Annotated in this window: 20 protein-coding genes; 9 read left to right on the top strand and 11 right to left on the bottom strand. The window is 59.8% G+C overall.

Going from position 1 to position 22497, the window contains the following annotated elements; translation table 11 throughout:
- Nucleotides 1-57 precede the first annotated feature (57 nt).
- From AC07VO_RS21790 to AC07VO_RS21770, 5 genes are all read right to left on the bottom strand, one after another.
- Nucleotides 58-1215 carry a phospholipase D-like domain-containing protein gene (locus AC07VO_RS21790; protein ID WP_018926849.1) on the bottom strand — a complete coding sequence of 386 codons (1158 nt, stop codon included), beginning with the start codon at nucleotides 1213-1215 and terminating at the stop codon, nucleotides 58-60.
- Nucleotide 1216: 1 nt separating this feature from the next.
- Nucleotides 1217-1807, bottom strand: coding sequence for a YceI family protein (locus AC07VO_RS21785; protein ID WP_018926850.1), 591 nt, complete (start codon nucleotides 1805-1807; stop codon nucleotides 1217-1219).
- Nucleotides 1808-2039: 232 nt separating this feature from the next.
- On the bottom strand, nucleotides 2040-2369 hold the full coding sequence (locus tag AC07VO_RS21780) for a hypothetical protein (protein WP_064619846.1): 330 nt from the start codon (nucleotides 2367-2369) through the stop codon (nucleotides 2040-2042).
- Complete coding sequence (locus AC07VO_RS21775; RefSeq protein WP_086944805.1) at nucleotides 2366-3460, bottom strand: serine hydrolase domain-containing protein; 1095 nt, start codon at nucleotides 3458-3460, stop codon at nucleotides 2366-2368. The genes AC07VO_RS21780 and AC07VO_RS21775 overlap by 4 nt, the downstream gene beginning before the upstream one ends.
- 65 nt (nucleotides 3461-3525) lie before the next feature.
- Complete coding sequence (locus AC07VO_RS21770) at nucleotides 3526-4413, bottom strand: acyl-CoA dehydrogenase middle domain-containing protein (protein WP_086944804.1); 888 nt, start codon at nucleotides 4411-4413, stop codon at nucleotides 3526-3528.
- A 154-nt stretch (nucleotides 4414-4567) separates the two neighbouring features.
- Here AC07VO_RS21770 and olsB point away from each other — a divergent pair, with 154 nt between their 5' ends.
- Nucleotides 4568-5323, top strand: a complete 756-nt coding sequence (olsB, locus tag AC07VO_RS21765) for an L-ornithine N(alpha)-acyltransferase (protein WP_019580897.1) — start codon at nucleotides 4568-4570, stop codon at nucleotides 5321-5323.
- Entirely contained in the window at nucleotides 5323-6114 is a 792-nt protein-coding gene (locus tag AC07VO_RS21760; RefSeq protein ID WP_495007668.1) for a lysophospholipid acyltransferase family protein, read from the top strand. The genes olsB and AC07VO_RS21760 overlap by 1 nt, the downstream gene beginning before the upstream one ends.
- A gap of 45 nt (nucleotides 6115-6159) precedes the next feature.
- Here the strand turns inward: AC07VO_RS21760 and AC07VO_RS21755 are convergent, their stop codons facing one another.
- Nucleotides 6160-6738, bottom strand: a complete 579-nt coding sequence (locus AC07VO_RS21755) for an acyl carrier protein phosphodiesterase (RefSeq protein ID WP_086944802.1) — start codon at nucleotides 6736-6738, stop codon at nucleotides 6160-6162.
- A 155-nt stretch (nucleotides 6739-6893) separates the two neighbouring features.
- On the opposite strand from AC07VO_RS21755, the gene AC07VO_RS21750 reads away from it, so the two are divergent.
- The 3 genes from AC07VO_RS21750 to AC07VO_RS21740 are packed head-to-tail and all read left to right on the top strand — an operon-like array spanning nucleotide 6894 to nucleotide 9474.
- Nucleotides 6894-7202: an ArsR/SmtB family transcription factor gene (locus AC07VO_RS21750; protein ID WP_086944801.1), complete on the top strand. Its 309-nt coding sequence runs from the start codon at nucleotides 6894-6896 to the stop codon at nucleotides 7200-7202.
- A 34-nt stretch (nucleotides 7203-7236) separates the two neighbouring features.
- On the top strand, nucleotides 7237-8403 hold the full coding sequence (locus tag AC07VO_RS21745) for an MFS transporter (protein ID WP_086944800.1): 1167 nt from the start codon (nucleotides 7237-7239) through the stop codon (nucleotides 8401-8403).
- 21 nt (nucleotides 8404-8424) lie between these two features.
- Nucleotides 8425-9474: an alkene reductase gene (locus tag AC07VO_RS21740; RefSeq protein WP_086944799.1), complete on the top strand. Its 1050-nt coding sequence runs from the start codon at nucleotides 8425-8427 to the stop codon at nucleotides 9472-9474.
- Nucleotides 9475-9774: 300 nt separating this feature from the next.
- On the opposite strand, the gene emhR is transcribed toward AC07VO_RS21740, so the two are convergent.
- Nucleotides 9775-10407: an efflux system transcriptional repressor EmhR gene (gene emhR, locus AC07VO_RS21735; protein ID WP_064619872.1), complete on the bottom strand. Its 633-nt coding sequence runs from the start codon at nucleotides 10405-10407 to the stop codon at nucleotides 9775-9777.
- Nucleotides 10408-10671: 264 nt separating this feature from the next.
- Between emhR and AC07VO_RS21730 the strand changes: the two genes are divergently transcribed.
- From AC07VO_RS21730 to emhC, 3 genes are read left to right on the top strand one after another with little or no spacing between them, the layout of a single operon-like run.
- Nucleotides 10672-11829 (top strand): efflux RND transporter periplasmic adaptor subunit, encoded by a 1158-nt coding sequence (locus AC07VO_RS21730; protein ID WP_018926861.1) that lies wholly within the window; start codon nucleotides 10672-10674, stop codon nucleotides 11827-11829.
- A 3-nt stretch (nucleotides 11830-11832) separates the two neighbouring features.
- A complete protein-coding gene (gene emhB / locus AC07VO_RS21725) occupies nucleotides 11833-14994 on the top strand; it encodes an efflux RND transporter permease subunit EmhB (protein WP_018926862.1) in 3162 nt (1053 codons plus the stop codon).
- A complete protein-coding gene (gene emhC / locus AC07VO_RS21720; RefSeq protein WP_019580905.1) occupies nucleotides 14994-16454 on the top strand; it encodes an efflux RND transporter outer membrane subunit EmhC in 1461 nt (486 codons plus the stop codon). The genes emhB and emhC overlap by 1 nt, the downstream gene beginning before the upstream one ends.
- Nucleotides 16455-16526: 72 nt before the next feature.
- On the opposite strand, the gene AC07VO_RS21715 is transcribed toward emhC, so the two are convergent.
- The 4 genes from AC07VO_RS21715 to AC07VO_RS21700 all read right to left on the bottom strand — a co-directional run bounded on the left by AC07VO_RS21715 (nucleotide 16527) and on the right by AC07VO_RS21700 (nucleotide 20540).
- On the bottom strand, nucleotides 16527-18497 hold the full coding sequence (locus AC07VO_RS21715) for a multinuclear nonheme iron-dependent oxidase (RefSeq protein ID WP_086944798.1): 1971 nt from the start codon (nucleotides 18495-18497) through the stop codon (nucleotides 16527-16529).
- A 16-nt stretch (nucleotides 18498-18513) separates the two neighbouring features.
- On the bottom strand, nucleotides 18514-19674 hold the full coding sequence (locus AC07VO_RS21710) for an aKG-HExxH-type peptide beta-hydroxylase (RefSeq protein ID WP_019580907.1): 1161 nt from the start codon (nucleotides 19672-19674) through the stop codon (nucleotides 18514-18516).
- A 14-nt stretch (nucleotides 19675-19688) separates the two neighbouring features.
- Nucleotides 19689-20165, bottom strand: a complete 477-nt coding sequence (locus AC07VO_RS21705; protein WP_026286480.1) for a GNAT family N-acetyltransferase — start codon at nucleotides 20163-20165, stop codon at nucleotides 19689-19691.
- A 111-nt stretch (nucleotides 20166-20276) separates the two neighbouring features.
- Nucleotides 20277-20540 (bottom strand): Os1348 family RiPP precursor, encoded by a 264-nt coding sequence (locus AC07VO_RS21700; protein ID WP_018926867.1) that lies wholly within the window; start codon nucleotides 20538-20540, stop codon nucleotides 20277-20279.
- A 621-nt stretch (nucleotides 20541-21161) separates the two neighbouring features.
- On the opposite strand from AC07VO_RS21700, the gene AC07VO_RS21695 reads away from it, so the two are divergent.
- Nucleotides 21162-22421, top strand: a complete 1260-nt coding sequence (locus tag AC07VO_RS21695) for an OprD family porin (protein WP_018926868.1) — start codon at nucleotides 21162-21164, stop codon at nucleotides 22419-22421.
- Nucleotides 22422-22497: the final 76 nt, after the last annotated feature.

The raw sequence follows: 22497 nt of genomic DNA, 5'->3' as shown, positions 1-22497 counted from the left end.
CCCCGCTTAATTGATCATTCCCACGCTCTGCGTGGGAATGATCTGGATCTAAAAAACCTACCCCCGCCGATCCAGCAGATTCACCACCACCCGATCCACCCATCCCCAAACCCTCTGCTTGACCCGCCGCCACAACGGTCGGCGCTTCCACGCCTCGAGACTGACTTCCTGGCTCAAGGCAAAGTCATTCTCGAAACTCGCCGCCACCGCTCGGGTCAGCCCTGGGTCCAGGGCTTCGAGGTTGGCCTCCAGATTGAAGCGCAGATTCCAGTGATCGAAATTACATGAGCCGATGCTCACCCAATCGTCGATCAACACCATTTTCAGGTGCAGGAAGCACGGCTGGTATTCGAAGATCTTCACCCCGGCCCTGAGCAATCGCGGGTAGTAGCGATGCCCGGCGTAGCGCACCGACGGGTGATCGGTACGCGGCCCGGTCAGCAGCAGACGCACATCGACGCCGCGATTCGCCGCCCGGCGCAGCGAGCGGCGGACTTTCCAGGTTGGCAGGAAATAGGGCGTGGCCAGCCAGATTCGCTGCTTGCCGCTGTTCAGCGCGCGAATCAGCGATTGCAGAATGTCCCGGTGCTGGCGGGCGTCGGCATAAGCGACCCGGCCCATGCCCTCGCCCATCACCGGCACTCGCGGCAGGCGCGGTAGACCGAAGTGTGAAACGGGTTTCCAGGCACGCCGATAGCGGTTGGCGATCCATTGGCGGTCGAACAGCAATTGCCAGTCGATGACCAGGGGACCGGTGATTTCCACCATCACTTCGTGCCATTCGCAGGTGTCTTCGCCCGGCGACCAGAACTCATCGGTGACCCCGGTGCCACCAACGACCGCCAGGGATTGATCCACCAGCAGCAACTTGCGGTGATCGCGATAGAAGTTGCCCACCCAGCGTCGCCAGCTCAGCCGATTGTAAAAACGCAACTCGACCCCGGCGGCCATCAGGCGCTGACGCAAAGTCAGGGTGAAGGCCAGGCTGCCATAGTCATCGAACAGACAGCGTACCCGCACGCCACGCTCGGCCGCCTGGACCAGCGCCTGAACCATCGCCTCGGCGCAGGCCCCTGCCTCCACCAGGTACAGCTCCAGCTCGACTTGTTCTTCGGCGCGGGCAATCGCCACCAGCATGCGCGGGAAAAACTGCGGGCCGTCGATCAGCAGTTCGAAGCGATTGCCTTCGCGCCATGGAAAAATTGCACCACGCATTTCAGCGCGCCGTGAAAATCAGCACCGCACCCACCGGTACCGACAGACTGATGGCCGACAAACCGGCGAGCTTGCGCAAGCTTTCCAGGCCTGGGGCCAGGTCGAAATCTTCGGCGCTGATCACCAAAGGCTCGAGGGTCACTACTTGAAAGCGCCGGTCATCGAGACGGGTCGCCAGCAGTTCGGCGTTGTATTGGTGTTGCTTGCCATGCAGGTCGACGGTCACCGGCAAGCGCAATTCCAGTTGCGCACCGGGCGCCAGGTCGTTGATTGGCCGCAAATCGATCTGCGTGGTGATCAGCGCTTCGGGAAACGTCTGGATCTGGAACAGTTCCTTGCGCATGCGTTCGTCACGCAGCGGAATACCACTATTAACCGACTCCAGCTCGACTTCCACCTCGGCCAGCCCCTTGGGGTCGACCTTGCCATGCAGCACCAGAAAGCGCTGCACTTCGGAGATGTTGGCGTTTTTGGTGCTGACAAACGACAGCCGCGAGGACTCGCCGTCCAGATACCAATTGGCCTGGGCCGACACGGTGACACCGGCCAGCAGCAGGGAAGCGAGGGTTTTGTAGATGAACCGCTTGAACATAGAAACTCGGGGGCAGATAAACCTGAGCGAACCTTAACTGGCTTGAGGCAGGTTGCAAACTTTCTGTGACTTCGCCCCAATCTTTGTGGCGAGGGAGCTTGCTCCCGCTGGAGTGCGAAGCGCTCCCGAAATCAGACAATGAGTTCCTCCAATCAGATCTCCGCCGCTGGCATTACGACTGCTTCGCAGCCGAGCGGGAGCAAGCTCCCTCGCCACAACGAGTACGACCACGTCAGGGTTGCAGGCGGCAGCCCTGGCGCTCGCCGATCCACTGTGCGCTGTTGCTGCGCCCCAATCCGCCGACCGTCACCCGCTTGCTCGCGGCATCATCGACGAAACCGCTGGTGGGTAAATACTGCTTCACATAACCCTGGCAATACGCCGCCGGATTGTTCATCACATACCGGCACGAGCAGTATTCCTTGGCGGTGTAAGCACTGATGATGTCGGGAAAAGCCCACAGCGCCACGCGTTCCTGCCAGACCCAGCCGAGCACGGCGATCAGCAGCACCAGCAACAGCGTGCTGAACGGCCGACGGCGAATGAAACTGCGACGGCTCATGGCTGCACCTTCATGGCAAACGCCTTGAGCGCGAGTTTGAGCAGTTCGTTATGCCGGTAACTTCCATCGCGATCATCGCCGTAGCGGACGATCACCAGCTTTTCGCTGGGAATCACATACATCGCCTGGCCCCAATGGCCCAGCGCGGCGAAGGTGTCGACGGGCGCATCGGGCCAGGGTTGTGCCGCACCATCCACCGCTCGATTGAGCCACCAATGCCCGCCGGGCACCGCTTCATCCTGGTTGGCTCGGTAGTGGGCGAACGGCTCACGGCTGAAGTCGACCCACGCCTTGGGCAGCAGCTGCCGCTCGCGCCAGCGACCGTCGCGCGCCATCAACAGGCCGACCCGTGCCAGGTCCCGGGCGGTGAGGTAGGCATAGGACGAGGCGACAAATGTCCCCGTGGCATCCACTTCCCAAACCGCGCCGTGAATGCCCAAGGGTTCTAACAATGCGGTCCACGGATAATCCGGATATCGGGCCGGGCCAACAATGGCTTTCAACGCGGCGGAAAGCAGATTGCTGTCGCCGCTGGAGTAGCGGAAGGCCTGACCGGGCCTGGCGTACGCGTCGTGGTCGGCGGTAAACGCAGCCATGTCGCGATGACCTCGGGTGTAGAGCATCGCCACCACCGAGGATTTCAACGGTGCGTACTCATAGTCTTCCTGCCAATCCAGGCCCGAGGCCCAGTGCAGCAAGTCGGCCATGGTCATGGCGGTGTGTTTTTCCAGCGCTGGATAGAACTGCACCACCGGGTCCTGCAATTTGAACAGACCTTCGCCATAGGCCACGCCGAGCACCGTGGCCAACAGGCTTTTGCTGATCGACCAGGTCAGGTGCGGGGTGTCGGCACGGGTCGGGCCGGCGTAGCGCTCGTAGACGAGTTGGCCGTCATGGATCACCAGCAAGGCATCGGTGCGGATGCCCTTGCGGGTGGTGTCGTTGCGGAGTGGGAAAGCGTAGTTTTCCAGGGCTTGAACGGCCGGACCGGTGACTGTCGGGCCGGGCAACCATTGCTCGGCCGGCCAGTTTTCGGCCTGGGCCGTGAAGCTGAACAGCAGGATGGAAATCAGCGACAAGCCTTTGAACATGGAGGACGCTCGGAGGATGAACCTGCTGAGCCTAGTCGAGGTTGATGACAGTTTTGGGAGGCCCGTCACCCTAACGAAGATCCCGCCAACGCCTTGGCCAACCGCTTGCCCCGCGCCCCTGCCGCCAGATCCATCACGGCCTGATCGCGCTGCCACATCGCCGCCCACTGCGGCGGGCCGTCGGTCATGGCCTGATTCACTTCAGCCTTGAGCCCGTCGAATTGCGCAAACAACCCACCCAGCAACACATGCCCGGCCGGATTGTTCGGCGCCTGGCGGCTGACTTCCGCGCACCCGGCCAGCAGCGCCAGCAAACGCAGTTGCAAGGTGTGCGGCCAGTCGTTGTCCTGGCCAATGCCGAACAGCCACGCGGTCATCGCACTCAGCACATAAATGTCTTCCAGGGTGCGGAACGGTTTGACGTAAGCATCCCAGCCGTCCCCCGCCAACAATTCGCACAGCGCGTTGTCGAGAAACAGCCGACCGTGGCTGATCTCGGGCATCAACGGCAACGGCGCGAGTTTCTCCAGACGCACGCCCGGTTCGCCGGGGTAAACCACCGCCAGACTCAGGCGCGGATCGCTGCCTGGCTCTTCGCTGCGAGCGGCGACCAGCAGCCAGTCGGCGGCATCGCCGGCGGTGACGAAATCCTTGCGTCCGCTCAGACGCAGATCCCGCAGCCGGGTCTGCATGTCCGCCACCCGCAAGCTGCGTTGCTCGGTCGCGCACAACGCACCGAGGCTCAGCGGCGCGCTCGGCCAGAGCATCCGCAGCGCCGCTTGATACCCCACCAGAAACGCCAACCCCGGAGTCGCCATCAGCCGTCCGCCGTTCACCGCCAATTCAAACGGGGTGACCGTGCCCAAGCGGTGCAACAAGGTCGCGAAGCCTTCGCCAAGATCGGGGTCGGCGGGCAGGCGATCGCTGCGGTTCAACAGGGTTTGCCAGGGCATAAGAGGCTCCTTGTGGGCTGTCATATAAGCATCACCAAAGCTTCATGGCGATGACACCGGGGCTACATAGCCTGACTTTGCACAACACGGCTGCATAAAGAAAGTCGATCGGCTGCAACCCAAGACGGGTGGCCAGCCCGTACGGAGATTCGCAATGACTCAGATCGCCCGCATCAGCGACACCGGCAATGAACGCCGCCTGCAAGCCGAACGCCTGGTGGGCGCCGAGGCACTGCAGGAAGCCCAGGCCTTGCGCTTCAACGTGTTCAGCGGCGAATTCAACGCCAGGCTGAAAGGCGCGGAATTGGGTCTGGACATGGATGACTATGATGTTCACTGCGCCCACATCGGCGTACGTGACTTGAACACCGGGCGCCTGGTGGCGACCACTCGTTTGCTCGACCACACGGCCGCCAGCAGCCTGGGCAAGTTCTACAGCGAAGAAGAATTCAGCCTGCATGGCCTGGTTCATCTGAAAGGCCCGATCCTGGAAATCGGTCGCACCTGCGTCGACCCGGCCTACCGCAACGGCGGCACCATCGCCGTGCTCTGGGGTGAACTGGCCGAAGTGCTGAACCAGGGCGGCTACAGCTATCTGATGGGTTGCGCGAGCATTCCGATGCAGGACGGCGGCATCCAGGCCCACGCGATCATGCAACGCCTGCGCGAACGTTACCTGTGCACCGAACACCTGCGGGCCGAGCCGAAGAAGCCATTGCCGACGCTGGACATTCCATCGAACGTCATCGCCGAAATGCCGCCGCTGCTCAAGGCCTACATGCGCCTGGGCGCAAAAATCTGCGGCGAGCCGTGCTGGGACGAAGACTTCCAGGTGGCCGACGTGTTCATCCTGCTCAAGCGCGACGAGCTCTGCCCGCGTTACGCCAAGCACTTCAAGGCGGCTGTGTAATGAGCCGCTTGCGGGTGTACGCGCGAATTGCGCGAGTGCTGATGGTGGTGGCGCTGGGCTTGACCATGGCCAGTGTGTTCGGCGCGTTCGAACGACTGGGGATTGCCCATTCGATGGTCCGTCGCCAGCGCTGGTCGCGGTTTTTCATGGCGCGGATGAGCAATGCCCTGCCCTTTCATGTCACCGTCCATGGTCAATTGCCGAAGGCGCCGATGCTCTGGGTCAGCAACCATGTGTCCTGGACCGACATTCCGCTGCTGGGCATGCTCACGCCGCTGTCGTTCCTGTCCAAGGCTGAAGTGCGCACCTGGCCGGTGGCGGGCTGGTTGGCGGCCAAGGCTGGCAGCCTGTTCATTCGCCGTGGTTCAGGCGACAGTCAGTTAATCCGCAAACAGATGACTCGCCATCTGGAACAGGAACACCCGCTGCTGATGTTCCCGGAAGGCACCACCACCGATGGGCGTTCGCTGCGCACGTTTCATGGTCGTTTGCTGTCAGCGGCGATCGATTCCGAAGTGGCGCTGCAACCGGTGGCGATTCGTTATCTGCGCAACGGCGAGCTGGATACCCTGGCACCGTTCATTGGCGATGATGATTTGCTGTCACACCTGATGCGCTTGTTCGCCAATGATCGGGGTGAGGTGGAGATTCACCTGCTCAAGCCGATCGCTTGCGAAGGTCGCGAGCGTGCGGCACTGGCGTTCGAAGCGCAACAGGCGGTGCAGAAGGCGTTGTTTGGGGCGATTCCGGAACCCCGGCAAGTCCCGATTCGCCCCGCCATCGCCGCTTAAACACACTTTTCTGTGGGAGCGGGCTTGCTCTCTCCCACAGTGGTTTTATGTCGCCGGCTGACTCTGCACAAAATCCTGAAGCTGCGGATAGAACAACCGAAAATCCTCGCTCAACGGTTCATACAACCGCCGCAACTCCTGCATTGCCGCGGCCAGTTCCTCGGGCCGCGTCAGCCTGCGTGAAATCCCCCGCAGTACCTGCTCCAGCACTTCGAATTCCTGATAAGCCCCCAACCAGTCATTGGCCACCATGTGCGGCGCAATCTTCGCCAGGCGCTCCGGCAACTGCGGCTCGGCCAGCAGCACCCGGTAAACATCCGAGGTGAATTGCCCCAGCGGACGGTCGGCGTACAGCGCCCAGTCCCGCGCCAGGCAATGGTCGAAAAACACATCGAGCACGATCCCGGCGTAACGCCTGCGCGTGATGGAAAACCGTGACAACGAGACATCCACCAACGGATGACGGTCGGTGAAGACATCGATGCTGCGATGCAACTGGATGGCCGCTTCGATCTCCGGATCGAACTGCCCCTGCAGCCGTCCCTTGACGAAGTCGCCATACAGACTGCCGAGCATTTGACCGGGGCGTTGGCCACCGAGGTGCAGATGTGCGAGATAGTTCATGGACGCAGCTTAGCACTGCCTCACCAATATCGTTATAACCCGATATACCGATTTACGCAGTCATCAGACCGAAATCATATTGGTATATCGCGAAATACCGATTTAAAGTTCGCCCCATCGCGATATAACGTTTTACTCATCACGAGCCCCAAGCCATGAACCTCGACCTCGACCTCGACGAAATAATAAAAGCCCTGGCACATCCGGTACGGCGAGAAATCCTGCACTGGCTCAAAGACCCGGCCGTCGAATTTCCCGACCAGACCCACAGCAACGAGCACGGCGTCTGCGCCGGGCAGATCGATCAACGTTGCGGTTTGTCGCAGTCCACGGTGTCCGCACACCTGGCGACCCTGCAACGCGCCGGCCTGATCAGCAGCCGCAAAGTCGGCCAGTGGCATTTTTTCAAACGCAACGAGGAAACCATCCAGGAGTTCCTTCGCACCTTCAGCAAAGAGCTCTGACCCTTTACGTCAGTACGCCGATAAGGAATCAACCATGCCCCTCTCGCTACTCATTCTGGCCTTGAGCGCCTTCGCCATCGGCACCACCGAGTTCGTCATCATGGGCTTGCTGCCCGATGTGGCGGCGGACCTCGGCGTGTCGATCCCCGGCGCCGGCTGGCTCGTGACCGGTTACGCCCTGGGCGTGGCCATCGGCGCGCCGTTCATGGCACTGGCCACCGCCAGGCTGCCGCGCAAGGCCGCGCTGGTAGCGTTGATGGGGATTTTCATCATCGGCAACCTGCTCTGCGCCCTGGCCAGTGACTACAACGTCCTGATGTTTGCCCGTGTGGTCACCGCCTTGTGCCATGGCGCGTTCTTCGGCATCGGTTCGGTGGTGGCGGCAGGCCTGGTGCCGGCCAACAAACGTGCGTCGGCCGTGGCCCTGATGTTCACCGGCCTGACCCTGGCCAACGTCCTCGGCGTACCGCTGGGCACCGCGCTCGGCCAGGAAGCCGGCTGGCGTTCGACCTTCTGGGCAGTGACCGTGATCGGTATGGTTGCGCTGATCGGCCTGATCCGCTTCCTGCCGGCCAAGCGCGATGAAGAGAAACTCGACATGCGCGCCGAACTGCGCGCCCTCAAGGGGGCCGGTATCTGGTTATCCCTGAGCATGACCGCCTTGTTCGCCGCGTCGGTCTTCACCTTGTTCACCTATGTCGCGCCGCTGTTGGGCGAAGTCACTGGTGTTTCCCCGCGTGGCGTGACCTGGACCCTGGTGCTCATCGGCCTGGGCCTGACAGTCGGCAACATCATCGGCGGCAAGCTGGCTGACAAAGGCATGGCGGCGACGCTGATCGGTGTGTTCATCACCATGGCGGTGGTCTCCACCGTGCTGACCTGGACCAGCGTGGCCCTGATCCCGACCGAAATCACCCTGTTCCTCTGGGCCACCGCATGCTTTGCCGCCGTCCCCGCCCTGCAAGTCAACGTGGTGACCTTCGGCAAAGCTGCACCGAACCTGGTGTCGACCCTGAACATCGGCGCCTTCAACGTCGGCAACGCACTCGGTGCCTGGGTCGGCGGCAGCGTCATCGCCCATGGTTTCGGCCTGACCCGCGTGCCACTGGCCGCCGCCGCACTGGCAGTACTCGCCCTGCTGGTGACCCTGATTACTTTCCGTCAGAGCGGCGATGCCGAGCTGGCCCCCGCTACCCATTAATCGCTAAAAGAGAGCTATTAAATGACGACTATTTTCGATCCGATCAAACTGGGCGACCTCGAGTTGGCCAACCGCATCATCATGGCACCGTTGACCCGCTGCCGCGCCGACGAAGGCCGTGTGCCGAACGCGCTGATGGCCGAGTATTACGTGCAGCGCGCCTCTGCCGGCCTGATCCTCAGCGAGGCCACGTCGGTCACGCCGATGGGCGTCGGTTACCCGGACACTCCCGGCATCTGGTCCAACGACCAGGTGCGCGGCTGGAGCAATGTGACCAAAGCGATCCACGGCGCGGGCGGCAAAATCTTCCTGCAACTGTGGCACGTGGGTCGGATTTCCCATCCTTCGTACCTGAACGGCGAAGCACCGGTCGCACCGAGTGCCATCCAGCCTAAAGGCCATGTCAGCCTGGTTCGTCCATTGGCCGACTACCCAACTCCGCGCGCCCTGGAAACCGCTGAAATCGCCGACATCGTCGACGCTTACCGCGTGGGGGCCGAGAATGCCAAGGCCGCCGGTTTCGACGGCGTGGAAATCCACGGTGCCAACGGTTACCTGCTCGACCAGTTCCTGCAAAGCAGCACCAACCAGCGCACCGACAACTACGGTGGCTCCCTGGAAAACCGTGCGCGCCTGTTGCTGGAAGTGACTGACGCCGTGATCGAAGTCTGGGGCGCTGGCCGCGTCGGCATGCACCTGGCACCGCGCGCCGACTCCCATGACATGGGCGACGACAACCTGTCCGAGACCTTCACCTACGTCGCTCGCGAACTGGGAAAACGCGGCATCGCGTTCATCTGCTCGCGCGAAAAAGAAGGCGCCGACAGCCTCGGCCCGCAATTGAAAGAAGCCTTCGGCGGCCCGTACATCGCCAACGAACGCTTCACCAAGGACAGCGCCAACGAGTGGCTGGCCAGCGGCAAGGCCGACGCGGTGGCGTTTGGTGTGCCGTTCATCGCCAACCCGGACCTGCCAGCGCGCTTGAAGGCCGATGCACCGCTGAACGAGCCGCGTCCGGAACTGTTCTACGGCAAGGGCCCGGTCGGTTATATCGACTATCCGACGCTGTAAGCCTCGACCGTTGAAATGCAAAAGCCCCGACTCGAAAGAGCCGGGGCTTTTGCGTATGGAAGATCAAAGGTCACTGAGGCAAATGCGATGCCTTTGGTCGGCTATTCGGCGCCCTTGTAGCCGGGGCGTTCACACTCATTCACATACTCGACACAAAATCCCTACAAAATACGTAGCTCGCTACCTATCAACCTGGCGAACGTACGTATATAAAAGCATCCCATTGCAAAAAGGCGCGCGAAGCAGGGACATTCCCCGCGTCATGCCTTGACAAAAACGGATCCAATTACGCATTTTGTTTCAATTGCGCAGGCTGGGACTCAAGCGCAGCATATCCAAACCTGTGTCGACCCAACGCTCGGCTTCGATGTGCAGTTGAAAACTGTCGGGAGCCAACAGCCACTGATACAGGATGCCATCGATGTAGGCATGCAAGCTGATGGCCGCGCGGGCAGCGTCGAGGTTTTCCGGTAACTGCCCGCGATTCACCGCATTACTCAGGGCCAGCGCGATTCGCACATTGCAATCGAGGCTGACCGTTCGGCGCTGCTGGCGCAGGTCGCACATTTCATCGGTGAATTCGCACTTATGAAACAGAATCTCGTTGATGCGTCGGGTTTTCGGGTCCATGGCAACTTGATGAAACAAATGAATCAGCAGTTTGCGCATGCAGCCCAGCGGGTCGAGTTCGTCTTGGCTTTCACTGGCCTTGGCCATTTCATTCAGCGGCTCGTGCAGGGTATCGAGCATCGCCTGCAGCAGATCCGCCTTGTTACTGAAATGCCAGTAGATAGCCCCGCGAGTCACCCCGGCCAGGGTAGCGATATCCGCCAGCGTCGTGCGTGCCACGCCCCGCTCGAAAAAGGCTTTTTCTGCCGCTTCGAGTATCTGGCTTCGGGTTTCTTGAGCTTCCTCTTTGGTGCGACGGACCATGGCAGTAAAACCTCAATCAGGGTGCCTCAGCGATGTCTGAGCATCCGCTGAATAGAAGTGAGGCGAGCGCTTTCGGGCTTCGTCTCAGGCCTACAATTCAAATCTTTGGACGGCTTTTGTAACGGTGTGGGTACGCCGCCAAGGTATTTACAAACAAGCATGAATGTAAGTATATTCCTTAGCAAGCTACTTATCCACCCGGTAAAATTTTTTAACCTTCCACCTTTCTTGTGCGCAACTTGCGCGCCTGACCCGAGGATCTTCATGCAATTCAAGCCAGCTGTTACCGCTCTGGTTACTGCCCTCGCCCTGGCATCGCTGCTCAGTGGATGTAAAAAGGAAGAGGCGGCACCTGCCGCACCCACCCCTCAGGTCGGCGTCGTAACCCTGCAACCACAAGCCTTCACCCTGACGTCCGAACTTCCAGGGCGCACCAGTGCGTTCCGTATTGCCGAAGTTCGCCCACAGGTCAACGGCATCATTCTCAAACGACTGTTCAAGGAAGGCGGCGACGTCAAGGCCGGTCAGCAGCTGTATCAGATCGACCCGTCGGTCTATGACGCGACCCTGAAAAGCGCCGAAGCCAACCTGCGTTCGACCAAGTCGATCTCCGATCGCTACAAGCAACTGGTCGACGAACAGGCCGTCAGCCGTCAGGAATACGACACGGCACTGGCCAACCGCCTGCAATCGGAAGCCTCCCTGCAGACCGCCCAGATCAACGTGCGCTACACCAAGGTCTACGCACCGATCTCCGGTCGAATCGGCCGTTCGTCGGTGACGGAAGGCGCGCTGGTCAGCAGCGGCCAGAGCGACGCCATGGCGGTCATCCAACAACTGGACCCGATCTATGTCGACGTGACCCAGTCCTCGGTGGAGCTGCTTGAGCTGCGCCGCGAACTGGAAAGCGGTCGTCTGCAAAAGGCGGGCGACAATGCCGCCGCGGTCAAGCTGACCCTGGAAGACGGCAGCCAGTACGCCGTGGACGGCAAGCTCGAGTTCTCTGAAGTCTCGGTAGACCAGACCACTGGTTCCGTGACTCTGCGCGCGGTGTTCCCGAACCCTGATCACACCCTGCTGCCGGGCATGTTCGTTCACGCTCAGTTGCAATCCGGCGTGAACAGCGCGGCGATTCTGGCGCCGCAACAAGGCGTGACCCGCGACCTCAAAGGCACCCCGACCGCGCTGGTCGTGGGTCCGGACAACAAGGTCGAACTGCGTCAGCTCAAGGCCAGCCGTACTGTCGGCAACCAATGGTTGATTGAAGACGGCTTGAAGGCAGGCGATCGCCTGATCACTGAAGGGCTGCAATTCGTCAGACCTGGTGTTGAAGTCAAGGCCACTGAAGCCACCAACGTCAACGCCAAGAGCCCGGTCCCCGCACAGGCAGCCAAAGTCGCTGTCGGCGGCAAAGGGGAGTAAACCATGTCGAAATTTTTTATCGACCGTCCGATTTTCGCCTGGGTAATTGCCCTGGTGATCATGCTGGTCGGGGCTTTATCGATCCTCAAGCTGCCGATCAACCAATACCCGAGCATTGCGCCTCCGGCCATTGCGATCTCCGTGACTTACCCCGGCGCCTCTGCACAAACCGTGCAGGACACCGTGGTGCAGGTGATCGAGCAACAGCTCAACGGTATCGACAATCTGCGTTATGTCTCGTCGGAAAGTAACTCCGACGGCAGCATGACCATCACCGCGACCTTCGAGCAGGGCACCAGCTCCGATACCGCGCAGGTTCAGGTCCAGAACAAACTGAACCTGGCCACCCCGCTGCTGCCGCAAGAAGTGCAGCAGCAGGGTATCCGCGTGACCAAGTCGGTGAAAAACTTCCTGATGGTCATCGGTGTGGTGTCGCGTGACGGCAGCATGACCAAGGACGACCTGTCCAACTACATCGTGTCGAACATGCAGGACCCGATCTCGCGGACCGCCGGTGTCGGTGACTTCCAGGTCTTCGGTGCCCAGTACGCGATGCGGATCTGGCTCGACCCGGCCAAGTTGAACAACTTCAACCTGACCCCGGTGGACGTGAAAACCGCCATCGCGGCGCAGAACGTCCAGATCTCGTCCGGTCAACTCGGCGGCTTGCCCGCCCTGCCCGGCCAGCAACTGAACGCTACGATCATCGGCAAGACCCGCCTGCAGACTGCCGAGCAGTTCAAGGAAATCCTGCTCAAGGTCAACAAGGACGGCTCGCAGGTTCGCCTCAAAGACGTCGCCGAAGTAGGCCTGGGTGGCGAGAACTATAGCGTCAGCGCCCAGTTCAACGGCAGCCCGGCTTCCGGTCTGGCGGTGAAGCTGGCCAACGGTGCCAACGCCCTCGATACCGCCAAGGCCCTGCGCAAAACCATCGATGACCTGAAGCCGTTCTTCCCGCAAGGGATGGAAGTGGTGTTCCCGTACGACACCACCCCGGTGGTGACCGAGTCGATCAAAGGAGTGGTTGAAACCTTGGTCGAAGCGATCGTGCTGGTGTTCCTGGTGATGTTCCTGTTCCTGCAGAACTTCCGCGCCACCGTCATCACCACGATGACCGTGCCGGTGGTATTGCTGGGTACATTCGGGATCCTCGCGGCATTCGGCTTCAGCATCAACACCCTGACCATGTTTGGCATGGTGCTGGCCATCGGCTTGTTGGTGGACGATGCCATCGTCGTGGTGGAAAACGTCGAACGGGTCATGAGCGAAGAAGGCCTGTCACCCAAGGAGGCCACCAAGAAATCCATGGGGCAGATCCAGGGTGCGCTGGTCGGTATTGCTCTGGTGCTGTCCGCGGTACTGCTGCCGATGGCGTTCTTCAGTGGCTCCACCGGTGTGATCTACAAGCAGTTCTCGATCACCATCGTTTCGGCCATGGCGTTGTCGGTGCTGGTTGCATTGATCTTCACCCCGGCGCTTTGCGCCACCATGCTCAAGGCGATTCCGAAAGGCGAGCACGGCACGCCGAAACGCGGCTTCTTCGGCTGGTTCAACCGCAACTTCGACCGTGGCGTCAAAAGCTACGAGCGCGGCGTCGGCAACATGCTCGCTTACAAGGCTCCGTACCTGCTGGCGTACCTGATTATCGTGGTCGGCATGATCTGGCTGTTCACCCGCATTCCAACGGCGTTCCTGCCGGAAGAAGACCAGGGCGTACTGTTTGCCCAGGTGCAAACCCCGGCCGGTTCCAGCTCCCAGCGCACGCAAGTGGTCGTGGATGAAATGCGCGAGTTCCTGCTGCGTCCGAGCAAGGATGGCGGCGAAGGCGATGCAGTGGCCTCGGTGTTTACCGTGACCGGCTTCAACTTTGCCGGCCGTGGCCAGAGTTCGGGCATGGCGTTCATCATGCTCAAACCGTGGGACGAACGTAACGCCGACAACAGCGTGTTCAAACTGGCGGCCCGTGCCCAACAGCACTTCTTTACCTTCCGCGACGCCATGGTGTTTGCCTTTGCGCCACCAGCGGTACTGGAACTGGGTAACGCCACCGGTTTCGACGTATTCCTTCAGGACCGTGCCGGCATCGGTCACAACAAGCTGATGGAAGCCCGTAACCAGTTCCTCGGCATGGCGGCGCAAAGCAAGGTCCTGTCGCAAGTCCGTCCGAACGGCCTGAATGACGAGCCGCAGTACCAGCTGGAAATCGACGATGAGAAGGCCAGCGCCCTGGGCGTGACCCTCACCGACATCAACAACACCCTGTCGATTGCCCTGGGCAGTAGCTATGTGAACGACTTCATCGACCGCGGTCGTGTGAAGAAGGTTTACGTGCAAGGCCTGCCCGGCGCTCGCATGAGTCCTGAAGACCTGAAGAAGTGGTACGTGCGCAACAGCGCCGGCACCATGGTTCCGTTCTCGGCGTTCGCCAGGGGTGAATGGATCTACGGTTCACCGAAACTGGCCCGTTACAACGGCGTGGAAGCGATAGAAATCCTCGGTGCCCCGGCGCCCGGCTATTCCACCGGTGAGGCCATGGCCGAAGTCGAAGCCCTGGCCAAGAAACTGCCGGCCGGTGTCGGTATTTCCTGGACCGGTCTGTCGTACGAGGAACGTCTGTCCGGCTCGCAAGCACCAGCGCTGTACGCCTTGTCGCTGTTGATGGTGTTCCTGTGTCTGGCGGCGTTGTATGAAAGCTGGTCGATCCCGATCGCGGTCATGCTGGTCGTACCGCTGGGGATCATCGGTGCGCTGATGGCGACCAGCCTGCGCGGCCTGTCCAACGACGTGTACTTCCAGGTGGGGCTGTTGACCACCATCGGTCTGGCGGCGAAAAACGCCATTCTGATCGTCGAGTTCGCCAAGGAACTGCATGAGCAAGGGCGTAGCCTGCGCGATGCAGCGATCGAAGCCTGCCGGATGCGTCTGCGACCGATCATCATGACCTCGCTCGCATTCGTGCTCGGCGTGGTACCGCTGGCCATTTCCACGGGCGCCGGTTCGGGTAGCCAACATGCGATCGGTACCGGGGTGATTGGCGGTATGCTCACGGCCACGATCCTGGCGATCTTCTGGGTTCCGTTGTTCTTCGTCACCGTGTCGTCCATGGGCCAGCGCAAAGTTGCCGACCAGGATGACGCCATTGAAACTCCTCAAGAGGCTGGCTAATGAGCAAGTCGCTACTCTCCCTGGCAGTCACCGCTTTCGTGCTGAGTGGCTGCTCGCTGATACCCGATTATCAGCGGCCTGAAGCACCGGTGGCGGGCCAATACCCGCAAGGCCCGGCGTATTCGCCGGCCCAGGCGCCCAACCAGGCCGCCGCCGAACAGGGCTGGAAGCAGTTTTTCCACGACCCGGCGCTGCAGCAGGTGATTCAGACCGCGCTGGAGAACAACCGTGACCTGCGTGTCGCGGCGCTGAACATCGACGCTTATGCGGCTCAATACCGCATCCAGCGCGCCGACCTGTTCCCGGCGGTTTCGGCCACCGGCAGCGGCAGTCGTCAGCGGGTTCCGGCACGGGCCTCGCAAACCGGCGAAGCGAACATCAGCAGTTCCTACTCGGCCACCGTCGGCATCAGCGCCTATGAACTCGACCTGTTCGGTCGGGTGCGCAGCCTGAGCGAAGAGGCCCTGCAGAAGTACTTCGCCACTGAAGAAGCACGGCGCAGCACGCAGATCAGTCTGGTGGCCAGCGTGGCCAATGCCTATCTGACCTGGCAGGCCGACAAGGAACTGCTGAAACTGACCCAGGAAACCCTCGGTGCCTTCGAGGAGAGCTACAAGCTCACCTCGCGCAGCAACGAAGTGGGCGTAGCCTCGGCGCTGGATCTGGCCCAGTCACGTACCTCGGTGGAAAACGCCCGTGCGCAACAGGCCAAATACACCCGTCAGGTCGCCCAAGATGAAAACAGCCTGGTGTTGCTGCTCGGCACCGGCATCCCGGCCAATCTGCAAGCAGCCAAGCCACTGTCGGACGACCTGCTGAGCGACGTGCCGGCCGGCCTGCCGTCGGACTTGCTGCAACGTCGCCCGGACATCCTCCAGGCCGAATACAACCTCAAGGCCGCCAACGCCAACATCGGCGCGGCGCGGGCTGCATTCTTCCCGAGCATCAGCCTGACCGCCAATGCCGGCTCCCTGAGCCCGGACCTGTCCGGTCTGTTCAAGGGTGGTTCGGGCACCTGGTTGTTCCAGCCGCAAATCAACCTGCCGATCTTCAACGCCGGCAGCCTGCGTGCCAGCCTGGATTACTCCAAGATCCAGAAAGACATCAGCGTGGCGAACTACGAGAAGTCCATTCAAACGGCCTTCCAGGAAGTCGCCGATGGCCTGGCCGCACGCCAGACCTACACCGAGCAGTTGCAGGCTCAGCGTGATTTCGTCAGCGCCAACCAGGACTACTACCGTCTGGCCGAGCGTCGTTATCGCATCGGGGTCGACAGCAACCTGACCTTCCTCGACGCCCAGCGCCAGCTGTTCAGTGCCCAACAGGCGCTGATCACCGACCGCCTGGCGCAGCTGACCAGCGCGGTCAACCTGTACAAGGCGTTGGGCGGTGGCTGGAATGAACAGACGGCGAAGAACGAGCCGTTGAAAGAAGAAGCGCCGAAGATGAAGTTGTTCTGATAGCGCCGTAAACACGAAGCCCACCGTTTGGTGGGCTTTTTGTTGGTCGTGAAAAAAACCAGCCTGTTCGCTTCACCCTCCGACTCCATTGACCAGAAACACCGGCTCTTCCAGATAATCGAGCCCCAAGCGGTTTTCGAACATTTCGTCGCGTAACGCTGCGGTCGTGAAACTGCCCAGATCCAGCGCGGTGGCCAGCAGGGAAAAGGTCTGACTCAGATGCCCGGCATCCATCAGCGCCACCCGCAGTGCGCGGCTGAATTCGTATTTCCAGGCCATTCGCTCGACCCGCGCCGTGGAAACGAACACCGCTGCCGCATCCTTGATCCACGCCTGTCCACCACAAGCCTCGCTGATCCAGGCTCGCGGATCTTCCAGGGAAAGCAGCTCAAGCCCATGACGGCGTACCGAATAGTGGTAAAGCCCCCGCTCGAAACCCTGCACGTTCATCAGCACCGCATACACCTCGGTGCCCTGCAGCGAACCGCCGGCCGGCGAGGTTTTCTTCAGGAAATAGTCACCCATGCGGTTGTGCTGCACGACGGTCGCGCCCCAAGTGTAGTAGAGCAACAAAGACAGTTGTTCCGAACTCAACGGCTGATCACTGAAGGTTCGCGACGTACGGCGATTGCACAGCGAGTCCAGCAGCGTCGGCTGAGCAATCGCACAGGCAGGCAGCAGCGGGTTTTCCAGGGCGATGAACGGATGGGACCAGTAGTCCTTGAACGCCGACGGCTGAGGTTGCGCCGAGGCCTTTTGCTCCAGCTCCGTTTCCAGCTCGGCAACGCTGATGTAGGGCGTGTGCGAGCCGGTCCGGGTACTCAGGTAAAACTCCAGCGCTGCATCCCAACGGGTCCAAAGGTTGAGCGAATGCTTACCCTGGTTATACGTGACCGAACCCGATTGATTCACCACGGGCAGCAAAACACCATGGCTGACCAGTGTTCTCAGAAACGCCAGGTTGTCGTCCTGTGCAGGACTTTGCAAAACCCCCGGCAGCAACAAGGCACTTTCCAGCGTTTGCGGGCTCAGGAAATGGCGCAGTAACGGCAGCAACGTCACGTCAAACTCCAGGCTCAAGTCCTGCTGCCGGTCTCGGATAAAAAACGACGCCGAGCCAACGCTGAGCCAGGTGCTTTCCCTGAGTTTCAGCAGGGTCTGCGCGTCCTCCGACGGCGTCTGTTGATCACCCTGTTGATCAAGCTCCTGCCAGAACAGGGCCTTGGGCCTCAAGGACTTGATGGCCTTGATCAAGGTCAACAGTTCCGCGTCATCGGTTTTGCGCGAAATATCCCACTCCAGGGTGATCGCTTTCACCGGGGATGATCTGAACAGCTCACGCAAAATGTCCCAATCCCGCCGTGGATGGCTGGTGTGAATTTCAATCAACCGGTCCAGCGGCAACGAACGCAAATAGTCGTTCAGGTCGTAACCCTGGGTTCTGGCGGTCGTGATCGCGCTGTCAAGATCCAGCAAAAATCCCGAGCCGCTGCGCTCCACCACACTGGAAATGAACTCGCCTTCGGACTGCTCTTGTGCGCCCGACAATGAAAACAACCGCGGTGCGTTTTCCAGCACCAGCAGTGTGGCCGTGAGCTCGCGCAATTCGATGGCATTGGCCACCACCGTGTCAGCCACCTCTTGGGCCAGGGTCGGCAAAATGAAATGCTGCGTGTCGCCACCGTGGAAACGCGACCAGGAAATATGCTCGGCCAGCCACGGCGAGCGGGTTTTGTCGCACAGTCTCCGCGTCATGTTCAGAAATTCGCGATCCATCGCGATGCCCACGCTGCCCAGGGACAAACTGGACGAGTGCAGCAGGCTCGGTACTCGAGCGCTGACGTCAAGTAAACGAGGCTGCAGGATGCAGTGGGTCGGCTGAAACTCGACGTAATCGAAATGCGGCAAACCCTCAGCGAGAATTCGCTCGACAGTCGGGTCAAGTCCATCCTCCGACCGGTCATCCTGTGCCCTGCGCCGTGGCAAATGGTATTCCAGCCCTACTCCGGCCTCGGGATAGGACGAGGCATCAAACATCCCCATGTGAGCCTCCCCGGCTTCAGGCGGTCAGACCCAGCAAGCGTTGTTGCTCAGTATCAGTCCCCGATATCGCCAACAGCCCGGCATATTGGTTTTCCTGCGCTCTGACCTCTTTGGCGAGGTTTTCCAGAAGTTGACGTCCTTGTGGGGTGAATTCAGTGCTGGCCTCAAAGTCCGGCAATGCCTTGATCAAGCCTCGCAGAATGTACAGAAGACGGTTTTGCGCCCGTTGCAGCTCATCGGTCGAACGCGAACGAACCCGCCCCAGGTATTTGACCAACGCGATGTACACGTAAAACGCGTGGAAGTAGCCATAAAAGTCACGCTTCTGTCCCGACCACGGCAAGGTGTACAAAGGCTCCCGCGAGGTCTCTTCCTTAACGACCGGGCACGCCTCGACAATGTGATAGAGCAACTGATGGGTGGCCTCATGCACCAGGGACTCTTCCAGATCGAGTATCGAATCATCCCGGCTCGACAGCAGGATGATTCCGGTGAAACGGGACGCCGAACAGCTTCGAAATGAACCATCGGGTAAATAGAAAATCGACTTGACCAGTTTTTTGATTTGCTCACGGCAGGCGGGCCATGTGTGCTCTATGCGCAACAGGGCAATATTCACCACGTCGCAAAAAAACCGTACGGAGTAACCGCTACGCTCCAACTGTTTGCGGACGGCTTCATCCTCCGGAAACTCATAACTGGGCGGCATCACTATCGCTACCAGCGGATCGACATCAAACCGATGCACAGGGGGGCAATAATGATTCACGCGGGAACTGTCGGATGCTTTGACACGCACTAACATCTCTGGAAATTCAAACAGCATTTTTTCCAGCTCACTCCTGTCCTCGGTCTTTTTCGTGATGACCAGATTGGCATAATGAGCGGTCAGTACATTCCACACTTGAAACACCGGATCATTAATAATCAAGCGCTGTTCACGGGTCGGAGGGACGATAAGATTAAATGCCTGTTCAAAAAACTCTGCCAGATGTGGCGCGTTGGGAAACAACTGAAAAAGTTCGGTGTACAGCGCAACAAAGCTGGTGTATCGATTTCGACTGACACGCTCCAGCAAGACTTCAAATCGCGAAGGCTCCGAATCCGCAAGGAAGGTCGTGCCCTGAAATAAATCCTCGACCGAGAGCTCACGTTGACCACTGTTACCGATGTCCATTTCTCAACCTTCCCTTAGGTTGGCGGCAACGGCTTCGCCATTGTCAGACTGGCAATGCCATAACCCAGTTGTTCATAAAGACGACGCGCCGCATCGTTGCGACCAAAGACATGCAACCGCACTTCCTTGCATCCCGCCTGGCTCGCCCATGATTCCAGGGCCAGCAGCGATTGTTTTGCATAACCCTGGCGGCGCTCGCCGGGGTCAATGTAAATATCCAGAATGAAGGCGATCCGACCGGCGCCAGCGTGTCGTTCGGCAACCCATAATTCACCGATGCGCCGCGCTTGATCCTGGATTACCCAGAGTTGATTCTTTTCAGTCAATCGCCCTTGCGGCAACAATTGCTCGAAGACGCTTCGTGCCCTTTGCGACGCCTCCTCCTGGCCCCACTCGCCGGCGGCGACCATCCCGTCGCCATATTCAGCAAGGGCTCTGTCGGCGAACGTAGCAAAGTCCGCGTCATTCATTGGAGCCAAGGTGACAGACATGCGTCATTCACTCCGTGCCCGAGTGCTTCAGGTCATGGGTCTGATAAGGCCATTCGGCGTACCACCGTAAAAGCCCACCTTTCGTGGCACGCCAAATGGCATCACCCACCGTTAATCCATGCGCGCTTGTTGCTGCTGGTTCTGTGTATCGAATACCGCGCGTATCCCCAGGTTGCTCCGAATGCTGGAGGAAGCTGCCGTCAGTTTTGCAGCATCAATACCTTTAACCGCCGCGATCTCGTCAGTACTTAAGTGCACGCCAATATTTTTAGCCGCCCCTGCCGGATCACTGTGTAAGGCGTTGGCAAATTTTTCGTCCAGCACGGCCCGTCCCAGAACCGAGGCCAAACGTTCCTGATTGACTTTATTACCCATGGTACTTCTCCTTGTTATTTCGGCATGACGAAAAACATCCCCTGACGAAGCAAGAGAGTTTCTTTTGCCCGCCTGAGGAATTTGAATATAGCAAGGCCTCTTTTCTTTTCCAGCCAAGCCCATGGTTCTCTTTAAATCTTTTTACGATAACCGACAACACCAGTTCTTAAGTTTAACCGGCGACTATTGATCTACCTTTAATGACAGCCAACACTGTAGGAAACGTCTTACAACTAAAGCAATAAACACTTCCATCTAACATCAAAAAAAACAACAAGGCGCCATTAATAGAACACACCTGCGGACGCCCCTTATCAACCCGAATAACTATGGGATTTTATTAGGAATGCCTCATACCGTCCGCGCCCACGCTGACGTCGATTAGTGTTCGTTAATCGCCCAAAACCCCATCCCCCCCAATTGAATCCCCCCGCCCATCCCTCGCACCATTGTCCGCACCTGCAAAAATCAATAACAACAAGGTCCGACACCATGACTACGCGCCCTCTGCGCTCCGGCTGATCTCGCCCGCCCCCTTATCCGAATTCGATTTTTTGTCTGCGACCCCTTGGTTGCGGCTGTGTACTGCCTTATCCCTGACAATTAGAGAGACCCGAGTCCATGACTTCCTCCACCACGCAGTATTTGTTCCCCAGTCTGATCGCCATCGCACTGGCCGGCGCGGCCCTGCCCGCCTTGGCCGAGGAAGCAGGCTTTGTCGAAGGTGCCAAGGTCAACCTGAACCTGCGTAACTTCTACATCAACCGTAACTTCACCAATCCGACCAAGAGCCAGGGCAAGGCTGAAGAGTGGACGCAAAGCTTTATCCTCGACGCCAAATCCGGGTTCACCCAGGGCACCGTCGGGTTCGGCATGGACGTGCTGGGGTTGTATTCGGTCAAGCTCGACGGCGGTAAAGGCACCGGCGGTACGCAGTTGCTGCCGCTGGATCACGATGGCCGCCCGGCGGACAACTTCGGTCGCGCCAACGTGGCGTTCAAGGCGAAGTTGTCCCAGACCGAAGTGAAGGTCGGCGAATGGATGCCGGTGCTGCCGATCCTGCGTTCGGACGACGGTCGCTCGCTGCCACAAACCTTCCGTGGCGGCCAGATCACCTCGAAGGAAATCAATGGCCTGACGCTCTACGGCGGCCAGTTCCGCGCCAACAGCCCGCGCGACGATAGCAGCATGAATGACATGTCGATGACCGGCAAAGCGGCGTTCACCTCAGACCGCTTCAACTTCCAGGGCGGTGAATACGTCTTCAACGACAAGCGTACTCAGATCGGCCTGTGGAATGCTGAACTCAAGGACATCTACAGCCAGCAATACGTCAACCTGATCCACACCCAACCGCTGGGTGACTGGACGCTGGGCGCCAATCTCGGGTTCTTCTACGGCAAGGATGACGGCAGCGCTCGGGCGGGCGAGCTGGACAACAAGACCTGGTCGGGTCTGTTCTCGGCCAAATACGGTGGCAACACCTTTTACGTCGGCCTGCAAAAACTCACCGGCGACAACGCATGGATGCGGGTCAACGGCACCAGCGGCGGCACCCTGGCCAACGACAGCTACAACTCCAGCTATGACAACGCCAGGGAAAAATCCTGGCAAGTGCGCCACGACTACAACTTCGCCGCTCTGGGCGTGCCGGGCCTGACCCTGATGAACCGCTACATCAGCGGCGACAACGTCCACACCGCCACCACCAGCGACGGCAAGGAGTGGGGCCGCGAAAGCGAACTGGGTTACACCGTACAAAGCGGCGCACTCAAAGACCTCAACGTCAAATGGCGCAACTCCACCATCCGCCGTGACTTCAGCAACAACGAGTTCGATGAGAACCGGTTGATCGTCAGCTATCCGATCAGCCTGCTGTAAGACTCTAAAACGCCTTCGCGGGCAAGCCTCGCTCCTACAGATCACACCACCTGTAGGAGCGAGGCTTGCCCGCGAA

The organism is Pseudomonas sp. GW821-FHT03E01 (genome assembly GCF_059420765.1).
The sequence above is the reverse complement of the archived record's forward strand: the minus strand, read 5'-3'. Positions and strand labels throughout refer to the sequence as shown.